Here is a 14,451-nt window from a genome sequence, read left to right as displayed (position 1 = left end):
ACTGGCAGTGGATAGTTCTATGACAGACACTTTGGCTTCTCTGGCCTATTTAGCGGGTAAACCAACCGCACAAGCAAAAATCAAAGCAAAACCAGAACATTTTCAGGTAAGAGAAGACTTAGGTTTTGAGTTCACTGGTTCTGGTGAGCACTTGATGGTGCGCATTCGAAAAACTGGTGAGAACACCTCCTTTGTTGCCAATGAATTGGCGAAAGCATGTGGCGTGAAATCAAAAGACGTCAGCTGGGCTGGCTTGAAAGATCGCCACGCGGTGACGGAACAATGGCTTAGTGTCCATTTGCCTAAAGCGGAAACACCGGATTTTTCCGCTTTCCTCGCACAGTACCCATCGATTGAAATTCTCACGACCGCTCGTCATAACAAGAAATTACGTCCTGGAGACCTTGTTGGGAACGATTTTGTTGTGACGCTATCCGAAGTCTCGGATGTGGACGATGTGCTCAAACGTCTAGAGACGGTTGCAAAACTCGGTGTTCCAAATTACTTCGGTAATCAGCGTTTTGGTAACAATGGCAATAACCTGCAAGAAGCAAAACGTTGGGGTAGAGACAATGTTCGTAGCCGCAATCAAAATCAACGTAGCCTCTACTTGTCTGCTGCGCGTTCGTGGATCTTCAACTTAATTGTCTCGGCGCGACTTGAGCAATCACGGTTTGATAAGGTTTTGCTTGGCGACATCCTGTTTAAGGGGGATGAACAGCTATTGGTGAGTGCAGAAAATCATGCGGATCTCCAGTCTCAATATGATGCTGGCGACTTGGTGATCAGTGGTGCCTTGGCTGGCGATAATGCCTTGCCGACTCAAGATGACGCGTTGGCGCTAGAGCAAGTGTTCTTAGATGCTGAACCCGATCTTATGGCGCTGATTCGCGGCAATCGCATGAGACACGATCGCCGAGCGATCGCATTGAAGCCAGCCAATCTCAGTTGGCAAGTGGATGGCAATAATATCATCCTGACTTTCTCGCTCGATGCAGGCTCTTTTGCTACGTCTATTATCCGCGAGCTAGTGCAAGAAATCGCGTTTGAAAGAGAATTCTAATTATCATGGAAGATAAGCAAGCTAAACCGCTGCGCATTTTGCTGAGTAATGACGATGGCGTTTTCGCAGAAGGTATTCGCACGTTAGCCAGTGAGCTAAGAACATTGGCAGAAGTGATCATCGTTGCTCCGGATCGCAATCGCTCAGGAGCGTCGAATTCGTTAACACTGGAACAGCCATTGCGAGTGACCTGTGTTGAAGAAAATATTTATTCAGTGCAAGGCACGCCGACAGATTGTGTCCATTTTGCTTTAAACGAACTACTGAAAAATGATCTCCCAGACTTAGTGTTAAGTGGCATCAATCATGGCGCCAATCTGGGGGATGACGTGCTTTATTCGGGTACGGTCGCCGCAGCGATGGAAGGACATTTTCTTGGCGTGCAGTCGATCGCTTTTTCTTTGGTTGGCAAAACCCACTTTAAAACCGCGGCAACCATTGCTAAGCGGATCGTTGAGCAACATTTAGCGAAACCTATTCCGACCAATCGTTTATTGAATATCAATATTCCGGATCTGCCGTTCGAACAGCTAAAAGAGATACGAGTGACTCGTTTAGGCGCGCGCCATCATGCAGAGAATATGATCAAGCAGCTTGATCCCCGTGGTCACGAAATCTATTGGTTAGGCCCTCCGGGTAAAGAGCAAGATGCGGGGGAGGGAACCGATTTTCATGCGATTGAACAAGGCTATGTGTCCATTACACCACTGCAAGTTGATTTAACTGCCCATGAATCGCTCCGAGCGATGGATACTTGGCTAAAGGAAAAGTAATCATGAGCAATCCTCAAGCAGAAAGATTGGTTCATTTCTTAGCGGTCAATGGCATCCGTGATAGCGAAGTGCTATCTGCCATCGCTCGTGTACCGAGAGAGTGTTTTTTGTCACAAGCTATGATGCATCAGGCTTATGACAACAACGCATTGCCTATTGGTCAAGGTCAGACGATCTCTCAGCCCTATATTGTGGCCAAAATGACGGAACTTTTGCGTCTCAAAAGAGACAGTAAAGTATTGGAAATTGGCACTGGATCGGGTTATCAAACCGCAGTATTAGCGCTTCTGGTTGAGCATGTATATTCTGTTGAGCGCATCAAGTCTTTACAATGGGATGCAAAACGTCGCTTAAAACAGTTGGATATCTACAATGTCTCGACTAAGCATGGCGACGGCTGGCTTGGCTGGGAAAATAAAGGACCTTTTGACGCGATCATTGTGACCGCCGCAGCAGAAAGTGTTCCACCGGTGTTACTTCAACAATTGAATGATGGTGGCCGCATGGTACTCCCTGTCGGTACGGATGAGCAGCAGTTGATCTTGATTGAGCGTCAAAAAGATCAGTTTGTTTCCCAAGTGATTGAAGCGGTGAACTTTGTGCCGCTGATCGCCGGAGACTTGGCATAATTTGAGATTAGGTGTGAGTAAGCGTCTTTATTTACGTGGGTCAATGATTTTCAGTGCAGCTTTACTGGTAGGCTGCGCTGCGCATACTCCTGCACCGGTAACGGGTTTAGGTAAAGACTATAACGCGGTTGATCGTGGTAGCTATCGTGGTAGTTACTACGAGGTTGAAAAGGGCGACACGCTGTATTTTATTTCCTACGTCACAGATAAAGATGTAAATGAGTTAATCCGTTTCAATAATTTGACCGAGCCTTACACGATTTATCCGGGCCAGAAACTCAAGTTGTGGGCACCTGCTTATGTCGCACCTAATTATGGCCACACGGTAGAAACCCCTGCTACCACTGTGGTTGCTGTGTCAACTGTCGCTGTGACAGCTCCTAAACCAGCCCCTACAACACCACAAAAGTCGAATAAAAACTCTACTTCAAAAAACACTAAATCCGAACCTCAGGTGGTTAAAAAAGATCCAGTTAAGGGGATTGATCAATCCAAACCAAAGGAGTATGTTGGTTCAAAAGGTAAAGAAAATGTTAAACCCGTCACTTCACCACCACCGGCAAATAACCAAAAAATAGCCAAGTGGCAGTGGCCAACAAAAGGGAGAGTAATCAAAAACTTCTCTGCAGGAGAACAAGGAAATAAAGGCATTGATATCGCAGGACAGCGAGGTCAAGCCATCGTATCAACGGCAGAAGGTACGGTTGTTTATTCGGGTAACGCACTAAGAGGTTATGGCAATTTAGTTATTGTCAAACATAACGATAATTACCTCAGTGCCTATGCGCATAACGATCGGTTACTGGTATCGGAAGGTCAATCAGTGAAAGCTGGGCAACAAATCGCCACGATGGGCAGCTCTGGAGCAAAAACAGTGATGTTGCATTTTGAAATCCGATATCAAGGGAAGTCAGTGAATCCAAAGCGCTACTTACCCTAATTCAACTTTGAGCAACTTGCGACACAACTAGCGACATTTAAAGTTGTAATGTCTTGCTAACTCGCCATGGGGAGGCGTTATGAGTATCAGCAACACAGTAACCAAAGTTAAAGACTTCGATGTTAATCAGATGGATGATGATTTTAACGATGATATTGAAGTGAATGAAAAAGAAGAACTTTCCGATGATAAAGTCTCACTCCGTGAGGACTTTGATACCAACAACAAAAGCTTAGATGCGACCCAACTTTATTTGGGTGAGATTGGCTTTTCACCGTTACTAACCGCAGAAGAAGAAGTCCTTTATGCTCGTCGTGCTTTGCGAGGCGATGAAGCCGCGCGTAAACGTATGATTGAAAGTAACTTACGTCTAGTGGTTAAGATTTCTCGCCGTTACAGTAATCGCGGTCTTGCACTGCTTGATTTGATTGAAGAGGGTAACCTTGGTTTGATCCGCGCGGTAGAGAAATTCGATCCAGAGCGTGGTTTCCGCTTCTCGACTTACGCGACATGGTGGATTCGCCAAACCATCGAACGCGCTTTAATGAATCAGACTCGAACCATCCGTTTACCTATCCATGTTGTTAAAGAGCTGAACATTTATCTACGTACGGCGCGTGAACTTTCTCAAAAACTCGATCATGAGCCAACCGCTGAAGAGATCGCTGCACAACTGGAGATTCCGGTTGACGATGTGAGCAAAATGCTACGTTTGAACGAGCGCATTAGTTCTGTCGATACACCGATTGGTGGAGATGGGGAGAAGGCGTTATTGGATATTATTCCTGATGCAAACAACTCTGACCCAGAGGTTTCAACGCAAGATGAAGACATGCGTGTTTCCTTGATTCATTGGTTGGAAGAGCTCAATCCGAAACAAAAAGAAGTGTTGGCACGTCGCTTTGGTTTGTTGGGTTATGAGCCTTCAACGCTGGAAGAGGTTGGGCAAGAGATTGGTTTAACTCGCGAGCGAGTACGCCAGATTCAGGTTGAAGGGTTACGTCGCCTCCGTGAAGTTCTGATCAAACAAGGTTTGAATATGGAAAACTTGTTTGATATCGATATGGATTGAATTTGCATTCTCCAATAGAAAAAAGGCTATGGAATCATAGCCTTTTGTCATTTTAGTGAGGTTCGTTTAAAAACGTTAGAGCATTTTCTTTAAACGATATAGGGCTTCTAACGCTTGGCGTGGGGTCAGATCATCCGGATCGATGCTGGCCAACGCTTGTTCTACTTCACTTGGCTCTGGAATAAGGCTCAATTGGTTAGCGATATCCACTGTTCTTGCTTTCGGCTGCGAACCCTCTGCGCTGAGTAGCTCAAGTTGAGACAATTTTTGACGGGCGTTTTTAATCACCGTTTTTGGAACGCCCGCTAACCCCGCAACCGCCAAACCGTAGGATTTGCTTGCCGCCCCCTCTTGTACGGCGTGCATAAAGGCGATGCTGTCGCCATGCTCAACCGCATCAAGATGCACGTTGGCCAAGTGAGGAAGTTGATTTGGCAGTTCTGTCAGTTCAAAGTAATGCGTCGCAAATAGCGTCATTGCCCCAATCTGAGTCGCAAGCCAGTGTGCGCTTGCCCACGCTAGGGAAAGGCCATCATAGGTACTGGTACCACGGCCAATTTCATCCATCAAAACTAGGCTATTTGCTGTCGCGTTGTGCAAGATATTGGCTGTTTCTGTCATTTCTACCATGAAGGTTGAACGACCTGACGCGAGATCATCCGATGCACCAATTCGAGTAAAGATGCGATCAATAGAGCCAATGGTGGCCGATTCTGCAGGAACGTAAGAACCAATGTGCGCCATTAAAGCAATCAATGCGGTTTGGCGCATGTAGGTGGACTTACCCCCCATGTTTGGACCGGTGATGATCAACATCTTACGTTGGCTGTTCAGTTCAATTGGGTTGGCAATAAAGGGATCGGAAGTGACTTGTTCAACCACAGGGTGACGACCCGCGGTAATGTGAACGACGGGATCTTTGGTTAAATTTGGGCGGCAATAATCCAGCGTATCAGCACGCTCCGCCAAATTTTGCAATACATCCAATTGTGCAACCGCTGCTGCCAACTCTTGCAAACGAGCTAGGTGAGGGAGCAATAAATCAAAGAGCTCTTCCCACAGTTGCTTTTCAATGGCTAATGCTTTTGATTTTGAGTTGAGAACTTTGTCTTCGTGCTCTTTCAGTTCAGGAATGATGTAGCGTTCAGCGTTTTTCAGCGTTTGACGGCGAACATAGTGTGGTGGAACCAAATGGCTTTGACCGCGGCTTACTTGGATGTAGAAGCCGTGGACATTGTTGTATCCCACTTTCAGTGTATCGATACCGTGGCGATCACGCTCTTCCTCTTCGAGTTTTTCCAAGTAGCCCGTGGCACCGTCTGCAAGATCGCGCCATTCATCCAAATCTGCGCTGTACCCTTCGGCAATGACCCCACCATCGCGAATCACAACCGGCGGGTTTTCTTTAATGGCACGCTCGAGCAATTCGCACACATCATCCATTGGAGCGGCTGCCGTGGCCAGTGATTTGAGATGGCTATTGCCCAGTGAAGACAACGTCTGAGCCAATTCGGGTAGCTGCTGCATCGCATGGCGTAATCGCGCGAGATCGCGTGGACGAGCAGAGCGGAGTGCTAAGCGAGCCAAAATACGTTCAATATCGCCGATTTGTTTCACCACAGGATGAATATCGCTAAATAGAGCTTGTTCTTTCAGTTCGGCGATGGCGTCTAGGCGATGCTCTCGCGTGGTAATACAGCGCATTGGTTGATGGATCCAACGTTTCAGCATCCGGCTTCCCATCGGCGTCGCACAACGATCCAAAACCGCAGCAAGCGTGTTGTCACTTCCGCCAGCAAGGTTTTGAGTCAGCTCGAGATTGCGTCTGGTCGCGGCATCAAGGATAACCGAGTCGTCTTGCCGATCATAAGTAAGCGCGCGGATATGAGGCAGTGCTGTACGTTGAGTATCTTTGACATACTGGATCAAGCAACCTGCGGCGCACAATCCTAAAACCGCATTTTCTACGCCAAAACCGACCAAGTCTTTGGTGCCAAATTGCTGGTTGAGCTGTTGTTTGGCCGTTTCGAGTTCGAACTCCCAAACTGGACGACGACGGTTGCCGTTACGGCCTGTCATCAAATGAACGGGCTCAAAATCTTCTGGGAAGAGTAACTCACGCGGAGAGGTGCGTTGTAACTCAGCTGCCATTGCCTCTTCTGACTGAGGTTCAATCAATTGGAAACGACCAGAGGTGACATCCAAGGTGGCGTAGCCGAATTTACCATTGTGGTGATAAATCGCGGCAATTAAGTTATCCAAACGTTCAGACAGTAAAGCTTCATCCGTTACCGTACCTGGCGTGACAATACGAACGACTTTACGCTCTACTGGGCCTTTACTGGTGGCAGGATCGCCAATTTGTTCGCAGATCGCGACCGATTCCCCAAGCTGAACCAATTTGGCTAAATACCCTTCAACGGCATGAAATGGCACACCTGCCATCGGAATGGGTTCTCCTGCCGAAGCGCCGCGCTTGGTGAGAGAAATATCCAGCAACTGCGACGCCTTCTTTGCATCATCGTAAAAAAGTTCGTAGAAGTCGCCCATGCGATAAAACAGCAAAATATCAGGATTTTCAGCCTTCAATCTGAGGTATTGCTGCATCATTGGGGTATGTTGTTGTTCAGCTTTCACGGTTTTTATCTTTAGTTTGGACAGTTTGCGGCTTAGGATACGTGAATCACTGATAGTGTAAAAGAGAGAAAAGGGAAATCGGCATGCAATCACTAATACAATTATCAGAACAACTGGGTGAGCGTCTTTTGCAACAAGGTGAAGTGTTGGCTACCGCCGAATCGTGTACTGGCGGTGGTGTTGCAAACATGGTCACGGAAGTCGCAGGCAGCTCGGGTTGGTTTGATCGTGCATTTGTCACTTACAGCAATGAAGCAAAACAAGAAATGCTGGGGGTGGCAGAAAAAACCTTGGCCGACTTTGGTGCGGTCTCGGAGGCGGTGGTCAAAGAAATGGTACTGGGGGCTTTAGCCCATTCGAATGCAACTATCGCGGTTTCCATTAGCGGCATTGCAGGGCCGAGCGGCGGTAGCCCGGAAAAGCCTGTTGGCACCGTTTGTTTTGGTTTTGCGGATAAGCATGGATGGCTACGGTGTGAGACCTGCTATTTTGCTGGCGATAGAGCAAAAGTTCGCATACAAGCGATTGAATACAGTTTAAAAGTCTTGTGTGATGCGCTACTGAAAAATGGCAGTGAACGTCAATAACAGGCGAAATTTTTTTATACAGGGGTGGACACTGTACAAATCAACAGTATAATGAACCCCAACATGACAAACATTGTCGACCCTATTTCGACATAATTACCTATCACCTGAGAGTGACTATCTGGAGAGAGTAATGGACGAGAACAAACAGAAGGCACTGGCCGCCGCACTAGGTCAAATTGAAAAGCAGTTCGGTAAAGGTTCAATCATGCGCCTAGGTGACAACCGTGCGATGGATGTTGAAACCATCTCGACAGGTTCACTATCTCTGGATATTGCGCTGGGTGCTGGTGGCTTACCAATGGGCCGTATCGTTGAAATTTTTGGTCCAGAATCTTCAGGAAAAACCACGTTGACCCTTGAGCTGATCGCTGCGGCTCAACGTGAAGGCAAAACTTGTGCGTTTATCGATGCCGAGCACGCGTTGGATCCTGTGTATGCGAAGAAGCTTGGCGTTAATATCGACCAGTTGTTGGTATCTCAGCCTGACACCGGTGAACAAGCATTGGAAATCTGTGATGCTCTTGCTCGCTCAGGTGCGGTTGACGTTATTGTTGTCGACTCTGTTGCAGCATTGACGCCAAAGGCAGAAATCGAAGGTGAGATGGGCGACTCGCACATGGGTCTCCAAGCTCGTATGCTCTCTCAAGCGATGCGTAAGCTAACGGGTAACCTAAAGCAGTCTAACTGTATGTGTATCTTCATCAACCAGATCCGTATGAAGATCGGGGTGATGTTTGGTAACCCAGAAACCACAACGGGTGGTAATGCACTGAAATTCTACGCTTCTGTTCGCCTTGATATTCGCCGTACTGGTGCGATCAAAGAAGGTGATGAGGTAGTGGGTAACGAAACGCGTATCAAAGTGGTGAAGAATAAGATCGCTGCGCCGTTTAAAGAAGCCAATACTCAAATTATGTACGGCCAAGGCTTTAACCGCGAAGGTGAACTGATTGACCTAGGCGTGAAATGTAAGCTGATTGAAAAATCAGGCGCTTGGTACAGCTATAACGGCGACAAAATTGGCCAAGGTAAAGCGAACGCTTGTAAGTACCTGAAAGAAAACGTAGATGTAGCAAAAGTATTGGATACGAAATTGCGTGAATTGTTGCTTTCTTCAGCAAACATCAGCGATGAATCGGCAGAGTTAGTCGAAGAAATGCCAGAGCAAGAAGAGTTTTAATTCCAGCCTCTATTTTATTAAGCCCTGCAATGCAGGGCTTTTTTCTTCTCTTTTCCATTTCGGATTCATTGCCATCACTTTATTCCCCGTTTTAAGGAGTTCTGATGCATCATCGTTTTACGCCACCAATGATGGGTTGCAAAGACACGGCGATCCAACTGCTCAGTCGACGAGATCATGGTCAGTATGAGTTGAAGCAAAAGCTCACACTTAAAGGGTATGCAAGTCAAGACATTGAAAGTGCAATGCATTTTTGCTTGGAACATGGTTATCTCGATGATCTTCGTTATGCCAAAAGCCAAATTCGACAACACGTTGGAAAAGGGCATGGCGAAAGACGCATACGGCAGGAGTTATCGCTTAAACAAGTGTCTGATTCTGTCGTTGAAAATGCATTTGCGGAAGAGCCACAAGATTGGTTTGAGTTAGCTAAATCCGTTGCGATGAAAAAGTTCAACGGAGTGAAGACCAAAGAACAAAAAGAGTATGCAAAACAAGTTCGCTTTCTCCAATATCGTGGTTTTTCATTTGAACAGATACGTTATGCTTTGAGCGATGAAGCATAATGTTTCCGTCAGTTCCCTGCCAATTTTCTCTCCTCACATTCGTGAAGAAATCATGATTTCCCGCGATTAAACGATTTTTTCATTTCATCCGCTCTTTTCCATAAGAAAACTAGTCGAAGCTTTAAGCATGATCTACAATACGGCAAAATTCTAACTCGACTATTTTCAGGAAGAGCTGCATGTACATGAGCACTGATGAGGTTCGTAACGCGTTCCTCAAGTTCTTTGAGAGCAAAGGACACCAAATCGTAGACAGTTCATCGTTGGTTCCACATAACGATCCAACCCTGCTATTTACTAACGCAGGTATGAACCAATTTAAAGATTGCTTCTTAGGCGCCGAAAAGCGTGCCTACACTCGAGCAACTACGGCTCAACGTTGCGTACGTGCAGGTGGTAAACACAATGACCTAGAAAACGTAGGTTTTACCGCTCGTCACCATACTTTCTTTGAAATGTTAGGCAACTTCAGCTTTGGTGACTACTTCAAAGAAGAGGCGATTGCTTTTGCTTGGGAATTCCTAACTGAGACGCTAAAACTGCCAAAAGATCGCCTTTTGGTCACGGTTTACGAAACGGATGATGAAGCTTTTGATATCTGGAACCAAAAAGTCGGTGTTCCAGCAGATCGCATCATTCGCATCGGCGATAAAAAAGGTGGCAAGCAGTACGAGTCAGACAACTTCTGGACTATGGGTGACACGGGCCCGTGTGGTCCTTGTACTGAGATCTTTTATGACCACGGTGAACACATTTGGGGCGGTCGTCCTGGCACTCCTGAAGAGGATGGTGACCGTTTCATCGAAATCTGGAACAACGTTTTCATGCAGTTCAACCGCCATGCCGATGGTACGATGGAGCCGCTTCCTAAGCCGTCTGTTGATACCGGTATGGGCATTGAGCGTATTTCTGCCATCATGCAGGGCGTACATTCAAACTATGAAATTGATGTGTTCCAAAAGCTAATCAAAGCGACAGCTGAAATCGTGGGTTGTGAAGACCTATCAAACCAGTCGCTACGCGTTATCGCAGATCACATCCGCTCTTGTTCATTCCTAATCGCGGATGGCGTTATGCCTTCAAACGAAGGTCGTGGTTACGTGCTACGTCGCATCATTCGTCGTGCTGTTCGTCACGGTAACAAGCTAGGTGCACAAGGCGTATTCTTCCACAAACTTGTCGGCGTATTGGCTGAAGCGATGGGCAGTGCCGCGGACGAACTGAAGAAGCAACAAGCGGTTGTTGAAAAAGTACTTCGCATCGAAGAAGAAAACTTTGGCCGCACACTAGAGCGCGGCATGGTTATCCTCAATGAAGCACTCGATGCACTTGAAGGTAAAGAACTTGACGGTGAGACGGTATTCAAGCTTTATGACACTTACGGTTTCCCTGCTGACTTAACGAACGATGTTGCTCGTGAACGAGAGTTCACTATCGACGAAGCTGGTTTCGAGAAAGCGATGGAAGAGCAGCGTCAGCGTGCTCGTGAAGCTGGCCAATTTGGCACCGATTACAACGCGAAAATCAAAGTAGACGCACAATCTGAATTTTGTGGTTACACCTCAACACAAGAGCGTAGCGATGTGGTTGCTCTGTTTGTTGAAGGTGAGGAGACCGCAACGCTTTCTGCAGGCGACAAAGCGATGGTCATTCTGCAAGAAACGCCTTTCTACGCTGAATCAGGTGGCCAATGTGGCGATAGCGGCGTGTTGAAAACAGAATCCGGTCTATTCCAAGTGGAAGACACCCAGAAGTTGGGTAATGCCATTGCGCATCACGGTGTGTTGGTTGAAGGTGTATTGGCAAAAGGTGATCAAGTTACTGCGATCGTGGACGCTGAGCGCCGCGCTGCCATTTCACTTAACCACTCTGCGACGCACTTGCTTCACGCCGCTCTACGCCAAGTGCTTGGTGAGCACGTAGCGCAAAAAGGCTCATTGGTGAAGGCAGAGAACTTACGCTTTGACTTCTCACATCTAGAAGCGGTTACGGCAGCAGAGCTGAAAGAAGTTGAGCGTCTTGTGAATGCTCAGATTCGTCGTAACCATACCATTGAAACCAACATCATGGACATCGAATCGGCGAAGCAGAAAGGGGCTATGGCGCTGTTCGGTGAGAAATACGATGACGAAGTTCGTGTGTTGTCTATGGGTGATTTCTCTACCGAACTTTGTGGTGGCATTCACGCATCAAATACCGGTGATATTGGCTTGTTCAAGATCACTTCAGAAGGTGGTATTGCGGCAGGTATTCGCCGTATTGAAGCGGTAACTGGCGAAGCTGCGTTGGAGACGATTGACGCTCAAGCTCGTAAGTTCGAAGAGAAACTTCAAGATGCAGCGAATAAAGCGAAGTCGCTAGAGAAAGAGATTCAACAGCTTAAAGACAAGTTGGCTTCACAAGCCAGCGCAAACTTGATTGATCAAGTAAAAGAAATTGCGGGTGTGAAAGTCTTAGTAGCGAAGCTTGACGGTGCTGATAACAAAGCACTGCGCGGCATGGTGGATGAGCTGAAAAACCAAATGGGCAGCGGCATCATTATGTTGGGTAACGTTGCTGATGATAAAGTGGGGCTGATCGCGGGTGTGACCCAAGATTTGACTTCAAAAGTGAAAGCGGGCGAGCTCGTTAACATGGTTGCGCAGCAAGTGGGTGGTAAAGGTGGTGGCCGCCCAGATATGGCGCAGGCTGGTGGTACCGATAGCTCAGCTCTACCTTCAGCTCTGGCATCTGTCGACGCGTGGATCGCTGAACGTCTTTAATTTATAAATTATTACGCTCAATCAAAGTTTTTTGATTGAGCGTATTTTTTTTGTGCTAACCAAGTGGTTTAATTGGCGGAAATTTACACAAGCCAATTACGTTGCTTGGTTTTTATTGTAACTACTGCGGAATATCTGTGAGAGCAGCTAGGAAGTGGTCCGAATGAGACTTTGGTCTTGGGAAGGTGAAGACTGGTGAAAAAATCCCTTATCGTGCAAAAGTTCGGCGGAACCTCTATGGGGTCGATTGAAAGAATTCATACAGTGGCTGAACACATCATTAAGGCGAAAAATGATGGTAATCAAGTTGTCGTTGTTGTCTCTGCGATGGCAGGTGAAACCAACCGACTATTGGATTTGGCTAAGCAGGTAGATAGTGTACCTACGGCCCGGGAACTTGATGTTTTGCTCTCTGCTGGTGAGCAAGTGTCTATGGCACTGCTAGCAATGACGCTGAATAAATTAGGCTATGCAGCGCGCTCACTTACCGGAGCACAAGCGAACATTGTGACGGATACTCAGCACAATGACGCAACGATTAAACACATTGATACTAAGCCAATTAACGAGCTGCTTGAACAAGATCAGATCGTGATTGTCGCAGGTTTTCAGGGTGTGAATGAAAATGGGGATATCACCACTTTAGGTCGAGGCGGCTCCGATACGAGTGCTGTGACATTAGCAGGCGCATTGGCTGCCGATGAATGTCAAATCTTTACCGACGTTGATGGTATATATACGTGTGATCCACGTGTGGTTAAAACGGCTCAGAAGCTAGACATCATTGATTTTCCTTCTATGGAAGAGATGGCTAGAAAGGGAGCTAAGGTACTGCATCTACCGTGTGTGCAATATGCATGGAAAAATAAAGTGCCGCTGCGCGTGCTTTCGACCTTCGATATTAACGAAGGGAGTTTGGTCAAGGGAGAGACTGGCACACAAGCTGTCTGCGGTATAGCTCTGCAGCGCGATCTTGCCGTCATTAAAGTCTCTAAAGAGTCTTTGTCCGGTTTGACAAAACAATGCCAAATGTTAGGTATTGAAATTTGGAATGTGATCGAAGAAACAGATTGGGCAGGTATCATGATAAAACAGGATGCTTGTGCTAAGTTGGATCTGGTTTTCAACGATAAAATCCGTAATAGTGAAGCAGTAAGCTTGCTGACCGTCGTCGGTCTGGAAGCGAATTCGTTGATGCAACACGCATGTGATGCGCTAACTACTCGAGGAATTTCGATTCGTCATCAAAGTGTGACGCCGTTGTCCAGTATGTTGGTTGTATCTCCTGAGAGTGTCGATCAGGCAGCAAATATACTGCACGATGCTTATATTAGTTCTAACGAAGCCTTAAATATTCAGCAGAAACAAGCCTTTTTAGGTTAATTTTCACAAACATGGTAGTTTACGAAAATATAACTTTTGTTGGATAATAGCCTCGTAGCTAGAGATTTAGAGATTACTCAAGGAGCAAAGAATGCTAATTTTGACTCGCCGCGTAGGCGAAACACTAATGATTGGTGACGAAGTGACAGTGACGGTACTGGGTGTGAAAGGCAACCAGGTTCGTATTGGTGTGAACGCTCCCAAAGACGTTTCTGTACACCGTGAAGAGATCTACATGCGCATTCAGGCTGAGAAAGGCAACGTTACCCCTGGTAACTACTAAGCTTAATCTTTGAATGATAGAGGCTGGCCATCAAGGTCAGCCTTTTTTTATATTTGCAATTTCTTAAATGCTTTTGTTCCGAGTATTAGAAAGTAAAGGGGTGAAGCAACTTCCAACTTGGCAATTTAAGAAGGGGCAGCTTCGTGTTTAGCACAAGAAAATTTCGTGAGCCATAGCTCAGATAATTTGCTCATTTGGTCGTGCATTTCATCGGGCAGCAATAAGGTCGTTTTCTTGATTAAAGGTTGTTTTTACAGCAATAAAGTTCATTAATCACACGCATTGATTAAATAGCCAACGCTTGAGCGGTATTGCGCTATTTTTTCAAAGAAAATGTTTGACTTATTTTTGGTAAATCGTAATATGTGCCTCCGCAAGACGGTGAGGTGGCCGAGAGGCTGAAGGCGCTCCCCTGCTAAGGGAGTATACGGTTTATCCCGTATCGAGGGTTCGAATCCCTCCTTCACCGCCATTCTTGCGAATCGTTTTACGATAGATTGCGCGCTCGTAGCTCAGCTGGATAGAGTACCTGGCTACGAACCAGGCGGTCAGAGGTTCGAATCCTCTCGAGCG

General features: G+C 46.6%; 12 protein-coding genes and 1 tRNA gene. 12 read left to right on the top strand and 1 reads right to left on the bottom strand.

Annotation, left to right across the window (positions count from 1 at the left end; genetic code table 11):
- The first annotated feature begins 19 nt into the window (after positions 1-19).
- The 5 genes from truD (at position 20) to rpoS (ending at position 4,477) form a co-directional block, all read left to right on the top strand.
- Positions 20-1,063: a tRNA pseudouridine(13) synthase TruD gene (gene truD / locus LZU85_RS13120; RefSeq protein ID WP_103277991.1), complete on the top strand. Its 1,044-nt coding sequence runs from the start codon at positions 20-22 to the stop codon at positions 1,061-1,063.
- 5 nt (positions 1,064-1,068) lie between these two features.
- Positions 1,069-1,836, top strand: a complete 768-nt coding sequence (gene surE, locus LZU85_RS13115; protein WP_237287244.1) for a 5'/3'-nucleotidase SurE — start codon at positions 1,069-1,071, stop codon at positions 1,834-1,836.
- Positions 1,837-1,838: 2 nt separating this feature from the next.
- A complete protein-coding gene (locus LZU85_RS13110; protein ID WP_011079519.1) occupies positions 1,839-2,465 on the top strand; it encodes a protein-L-isoaspartate(D-aspartate) O-methyltransferase in 627 nt (208 codons plus the stop codon).
- A 43-nt stretch (positions 2,466-2,508) separates the two neighbouring features.
- A complete protein-coding gene (locus LZU85_RS13105) occupies positions 2,509-3,405 on the top strand; it encodes a peptidoglycan DD-metalloendopeptidase family protein (RefSeq protein ID WP_237287291.1) in 897 nt (298 codons plus the stop codon).
- Positions 3,406-3,484: 79 nt separating this feature from the next.
- On the top strand, positions 3,485-4,477 hold the full coding sequence (gene rpoS / locus LZU85_RS13100) for an RNA polymerase sigma factor RpoS (protein ID WP_176298491.1): 993 nt from the start codon (positions 3,485-3,487) through the stop codon (positions 4,475-4,477).
- Positions 4,478-4,552: 75 nt separating this feature from the next.
- Here the strand turns inward: rpoS and mutS are convergent, their stop codons facing one another.
- The gene (gene mutS, locus LZU85_RS13095) at positions 4,553-7,114 is read right to left on the bottom strand and encodes a DNA mismatch repair protein MutS (protein ID WP_237287243.1); all 2,562 of its coding nucleotides are present in this window, start codon (positions 7,112-7,114) and stop codon (positions 4,553-4,555) included.
- 83 nt (positions 7,115-7,197) lie between these two features.
- Between mutS and pncC the strand changes: the two genes are divergently transcribed.
- The 7 genes from pncC to LZU85_RS13060 all read left to right on the top strand — a co-directional run bounded on the left by pncC (position 7,198) and on the right by LZU85_RS13060 (position 14,350).
- Positions 7,198-7,701, top strand: a complete 504-nt coding sequence (gene pncC / locus LZU85_RS13090; protein ID WP_237287242.1) for a nicotinamide-nucleotide amidase — start codon at positions 7,198-7,200, stop codon at positions 7,699-7,701.
- Positions 7,702-7,834: 133 nt separating this feature from the next.
- Positions 7,835-8,884: a recombinase RecA gene (gene recA / locus LZU85_RS13085; protein WP_026130625.1), complete on the top strand. Its 1,050-nt coding sequence runs from the start codon at positions 7,835-7,837 to the stop codon at positions 8,882-8,884.
- Positions 8,885-8,988: 104 nt separating this feature from the next.
- A complete protein-coding gene (recX, locus tag LZU85_RS13080) occupies positions 8,989-9,450 on the top strand; it encodes a recombination regulator RecX (protein WP_237287241.1) in 462 nt (153 codons plus the stop codon).
- A 179-nt stretch (positions 9,451-9,629) separates the two neighbouring features.
- Positions 9,630-12,212 carry an alanine--tRNA ligase gene (gene alaS / locus LZU85_RS13075; RefSeq protein WP_237287240.1) on the top strand — a complete coding sequence of 861 codons (2,583 nt, stop codon included), beginning with the start codon at positions 9,630-9,632 and terminating at the stop codon, positions 12,210-12,212.
- A 195-nt stretch (positions 12,213-12,407) separates the two neighbouring features.
- Positions 12,408-13,595: an aspartate kinase gene (locus LZU85_RS13070; RefSeq protein ID WP_176298494.1), complete on the top strand. Its 1,188-nt coding sequence runs from the start codon at positions 12,408-12,410 to the stop codon at positions 13,593-13,595.
- 91 nt (positions 13,596-13,686) lie between these two features.
- Positions 13,687-13,878 carry a carbon storage regulator CsrA gene (gene csrA, locus LZU85_RS13065; protein ID WP_011079528.1) on the top strand — a complete coding sequence of 64 codons (192 nt, stop codon included), beginning with the start codon at positions 13,687-13,689 and terminating at the stop codon, positions 13,876-13,878.
- Positions 13,879-14,258: 380 nt separating this feature from the next.
- Positions 14,259-14,350, top strand: a tRNA-Ser gene (locus LZU85_RS13060).
- Positions 14,351-14,451 lie beyond the last annotated feature (101 nt).

Source organism: Vibrio floridensis (assembly GCF_021852965.1).
GTDB lineage: Bacteria > Pseudomonadota > Gammaproteobacteria > Enterobacterales > Vibrionaceae > Vibrio > Vibrio floridensis.
Note: the sequence above shows the minus strand (reverse complement) of the source record. Positions and strands in the feature narration are given on the sequence as shown.

What these genes read in the sequence shown, in the direction of transcription:
- truD (WP_103277991.1), top strand. Translation starts at nt 20, where the DNA reads ATGACAGACACTTTGGCTTCTCTGGCCTATTTAGCGGGTAAACCAACC.
- surE (WP_237287244.1), top strand. Translation starts at nt 1,069, where the DNA reads ATGGAAGATAAGCAAGCTAAACCGCTGCGCATTTTGCTGAGTAATGAC.
- LZU85_RS13110 (WP_011079519.1), top strand. Translation starts at nt 1,839, where the DNA reads ATGAGCAATCCTCAAGCAGAAAGATTGGTTCATTTCTTAGCGGTCAAT.
- LZU85_RS13105 (WP_237287291.1), top strand. Translation starts at nt 2,509, where the DNA reads ATGATTTTCAGTGCAGCTTTACTGGTAGGCTGCGCTGCGCATACTCCT.
- rpoS (WP_176298491.1), top strand. Translation starts at nt 3,485, where the DNA reads ATGAGTATCAGCAACACAGTAACCAAAGTTAAAGACTTCGATGTTAAT.
- pncC (WP_237287242.1), top strand. Translation starts at nt 7,198, where the DNA reads ATGCAATCACTAATACAATTATCAGAACAACTGGGTGAGCGTCTTTTG.
- recA (WP_026130625.1), top strand. Translation starts at nt 7,835, where the DNA reads ATGGACGAGAACAAACAGAAGGCACTGGCCGCCGCACTAGGTCAAATT.
- recX (WP_237287241.1), top strand. Translation starts at nt 8,989, where the DNA reads ATGCATCATCGTTTTACGCCACCAATGATGGGTTGCAAAGACACGGCG.
- alaS (WP_237287240.1), top strand. Translation starts at nt 9,630, where the DNA reads ATGTACATGAGCACTGATGAGGTTCGTAACGCGTTCCTCAAGTTCTTT.
- csrA (WP_011079528.1), top strand. Translation starts at nt 13,687, where the DNA reads ATGCTAATTTTGACTCGCCGCGTAGGCGAAACACTAATGATTGGTGAC.